The following is a 3377-nucleotide window of genomic DNA, read 5'->3' as shown; positions in this document are numbered from 1 at the left end:
TGAGTATTGTCGGCGGTGTCCTACTCTCCCACACCCTATCGAGTGCAGTACCATCGGCGCTGGAGGGCTTAGCTTCCGGGTTCGGAATGGGACCGGGCGTTCCCCGCTCCGCTAAAACCACCGACAAACCACATACACCACAACCATCACCCAGTGAATCGCGTGGTGAAACCTATTCAGAAATCAACAACCCAAAGTTGTTGTCTCAGACACCGTATAGTGGATGCGTAGCAATCTTTGTGAACAAGTCCTCGGCCTATTAGTACCCGTCCACTCCACACATTACTGTGCTTCCATGCCGAGCCTATCAACCCCATCATCTCTAGGAGGCCTTAACCCACAAAGGGTGGGAGACGTCATCTTGGAACAGGCTTCCCGCTTAGATGCTTTCAGCGGTTATCCCTCCCGAACGTAGCCAACCAGCCCTGCTCCTGGCGGAACAACTGGCACACCAGAGGTCCGTCCGTCCCGGTCCTCTCGTACTAGGGACAGCCTTCCTCACATCTCCTACGCGCGCGGCGGATAGGGACCGAACTGTCTCACGACGTTCTAAACCCAGCTCGCGTGCCGCTTTAATGGGCGAACAGCCCAACCCTTGGGACCAACTCCAGCCCCAGGATGCGACGAGCCGACATCGAGGTGCCAAACCATGCCGTCGATATGGACTCTTGGGCAAGATCAGCCTGTTATCCCCGGGGTACCTTTTATCCGTTGAGCGACACCGCTTCCACCTGCCAGTGCCGGATCACTAGTCCCTGCTTTCGCACCTGCTCGACCTGTCAGTCTCACAGTCAAGCTCCCTTATACACTTACACTCAACACCTGATGACCAACCAGGCTGAGGGAACCTTTGGGCGCCTCCGTTACCCTTTGGGAGGCAACCGCCCCAGTTAAACTACCCACCAGGCACTGTCCCTGAACCCGATCAGGGTCCGAGGTTCAGATGCTCAGAACGACCAGAGTGGTATTTCAACAACGACTCCACACCCACTAGCGTGAACGCTTCACAGTCTCCCACCTATCCTACACAAGCCGCACCGAACACCAATACCAAGCTATAGTAAAGGTCCCGGGGTCTTTCCGTCCTGCCGCGCGAAACGAGCATCTTTACTCGTACTGCAATTTCACCGGGCCTGTGGTCGAGACAGCGGAGAAGTCGTTACGCCATTCGTGCAGGTCGGAACTTACCCGACAAGGAATTTCGCTACCTTAGGATGGTTATAGTTACCACCGCCGTTTACTGGCGCTTAAATTCTCCGCTTCACACCAAAAGATGCTAACGGGTCCTCTTAACGTTCCAGCACCGGGCAGGCGTCAGTCCGTATACATCGTCTTACGACTTCGCACGGACCTGTGTTTTTAGTAAACAGTCGCTTCTCCCTGGCCTCTGCGGCCACCACCAGCTCCCACCGCAAGGATGATCACCAGCCGTGGCCCCCCTTCTCCCGAAGTTACGGGGGCAATTTGCCGAATTCCTTGACCACAGTTCACCCGACCGCCTCGGTATACTCTACCTGACCACCTGTGTCGGTTTCGGGTACGGGCCATGCACACACATCGCTAGAGGCTTTTCTCGGTAGCACGGGATCACTGACTTCACCACAACGGCTACGCATCACCCCTCACCCTTCACGCCGCCCGGATTTACCTAGACGACAGGCTACAGGCTTACACCAGTACTACCACTCACTGGCACAGCTACCCCACTACGTCACCCCATCACTTGACTACCGCGGAATCAGGTCCCATGCACTCACACAACAACTCCGAAGAGCCACCATGCTCGCGGATGGTTAGTCTCAACCGTTTCACCATGGGCGCGTGCACACGGGTACGGGAATATCAACCCGTTCTCCATCGACTACGCCTGTCGGCCTCGCCTTAGGCCCCGACTCACCCTGGGCGGACGAACCTGCCCCAGGAACCCTTAGTCAATCGGCGGCAGAGATTCTCACTCTGCTCTCGCTACTCATGCCTGCATTCTCACTCCCACACACTCCACGCCAGCCTTACGGCGACGCTTCACTGCATGCAGGACGCTCCCCTACCCAACCAAGCAAAACTTGATTGACACGGCTTCGGCGGTGCACTTCAGCCCCGCTACATTGTCGGCGCAGGACCACTTGACCAGTGAGCTATTACGCACTCTTTCAAGGATGGCTGCTTCTAAGCCAACCTCCTGGTTGTCTGGGCAATCCCACATCCTTTCCCACTGAGCGCACACTTAGGGGCCTTAGCCGGTGTTCTGGGCTGTTTCCCTCTCGACGATGAAGCTTCTCCCCCACCGTCTCACTGCCACGCTCAACCCAGGCGTATTCGGAGTTTAGCTGACGTCAGTAACCCATAAGGCCCATCAACCAACCAGTGCTCTACCCCACCCAGGCAACACGCAACGCTGCACCTAAATGCATTTCGGGGAGAACCAGCTATCACGGAGTTTGATTGGCCTTTCACCCCTACCCACAACTCATCCCCCAGGTTTTCAACCCTGGTGGGTTCGGGCCTCCACACGGTCTTACCCGCGCTTCACCCTGGCCATGGGTAGATCACTCCGCTTCGGGTCTGCACCACGCGACTCAACGCCCTCTTCAGACTCGCTTTCGCTCCGGCTACCCCACACAAGGTTAACCTCGCCACGCAGCAGCAACTCGCAGGCTCATTCTTCAAAAGGCACGCCATCACACAACCCCAAAAGGTCACGCTCTGACGGATTGCAGGCACATGGTTTCAGGAACTATTTCACTCCCCTCCCGGGGTACTTTTCACCATTCCCTCACGGTACTATCCACTATCGGTCACCAGGAAGTATTTAGGCTTAGCGAGTGGTCCCGCCAGATTCACAGCACCCTCCACGGAAACGCTGCTACTCGGGAACACCACCACACGCGCCATGTGCATTTTCGCCTACGGGACTCTCACCCACTCCGGCCAGGCATCCCAACCTGTTCAACTAACACACACAACCACGCTGAAGAGCCGGCAGCCTCCTCCAGTAATGCCCCACAACACCGAACACGCAACCCCTGCCAGGTATCCCACGCGCCCGGTTTAGCCTCCTCCGCTTTCGCTCGCCACTACTCACGGAATCACCAGTGTTTTCTCTTCCTACGGGTACTAAGATGTTTCACTTCCCCGCGTTCCCCCCGCAACCCTATACATTCAGGAAGCGGTAACCCGACATCACTCGGGCTGGGTTTCCCCATTCGGACACCCTCGGATCACAGCTCGGTTGACAGCTCCCCGAGGCATTTCGCAGCCTCCCACGTCCTTCATCGGCCCCTGGTACCAAGGCATCCACCATGTGCCCTACATAACTTGGCCACAAAGATGCTCGCATCCACTATACAGTTCTCAAACAACAACCAAGAAAACACACC

At 56.7% G+C, this 3377-nt stretch carries 2 rRNA genes; both read right to left on the bottom strand.

What is annotated here, in order from left to right:
- Positions 1–7: 7 nt before the first annotated feature.
- Positions 8–125 (bottom strand): 5S ribosomal RNA (gene rrf, locus ACWD38_RS29960).
- A gap of 114 nt (positions 126–239) precedes the next feature.
- A 23S ribosomal RNA gene (locus ACWD38_RS29955) occupies positions 240–3321 on the bottom strand.
- Positions 3322–3377: the final 56 nt, after the last annotated feature.

It is taken from the genome of Saccharopolyspora sp. NPDC002578, assembly GCF_053592695.1.
This window is presented reverse-complemented; position numbering and strand designations above follow the sequence as displayed.